At 65.1% G+C, this 639-nt stretch carries 1 protein-coding gene; it reads left to right on the top strand.

The window, feature by feature from the left end:
* Nucleotides 1-113 precede the first annotated feature (113 nt).
* Nucleotides 114-639: phage portal protein (locus ACRPLY_RS26805; protein ID WP_432232231.1), on the top strand; the 526-nt coding region annotated here is incomplete at its 3' end.

Here is a 639-nt window from a genome sequence, read left to right as displayed (position 1 = left end):
AGACGCCCTCGCGTACGCGGCGAGACGGGCTGTGCTGGCCACCGACTGGACCGATGACGACTCACAGAACAGCGCCGTGTGGTGCTTCGCCTAAACGATGAATGGAGGTGGGCATGGGTGACATTGATGTCCTGAACCGCCTCCACCGCAAGACCCCGAAGATCAAGCGCGACTACAAGCACCTCGACATGTACTACGAGGGCCTGCAGAAGATCGACGTGATCGGTCTCGCCGTGCCGCCCGAACTGAGGATGTTCGAGGTCGCGATCAACGTGCCACGCATGGCTGTGGATGAGCCGGAGCGCCGCCAGCAGTTGCGCGCCTTCCAGCGGTCGGGTTCCGACAAGATCGACCGCGGCTTGCAGGAGGCGTGGGAGTACAACAACTTGCCCTCCCAGTCATCGCTGCTGCACAAGGACTGCCGCACCTTCGGGCGCGGCTTCGCGGCTGTGTCAACCAACCCCGACGACCCTGATCAGCCGCTGATCACCGTGGAGTCGCCCGAGGCGTTCTCGGTCGAGATCGACCCCCGCCGCCGCATGACTGCCGCGCTGCGCACCTACACCGGCGACGATGACCGGCAGCGCGCCACCCTGTACCTGCCCAACAAGAGCCGCTACCTGATCCGCGACGGCCACG

The sequence above is a fragment of the Priestia sp. TGN 0903 genome (genome assembly GCF_050846855.1).
In the GTDB taxonomy this organism is placed as follows: Bacteria; Bacillota; Bacilli; order Bacillales; family Bacillaceae_H; genus Priestia; species Priestia zanthoxyli.
This window is presented reverse-complemented; position numbering and strand designations above follow the sequence as displayed.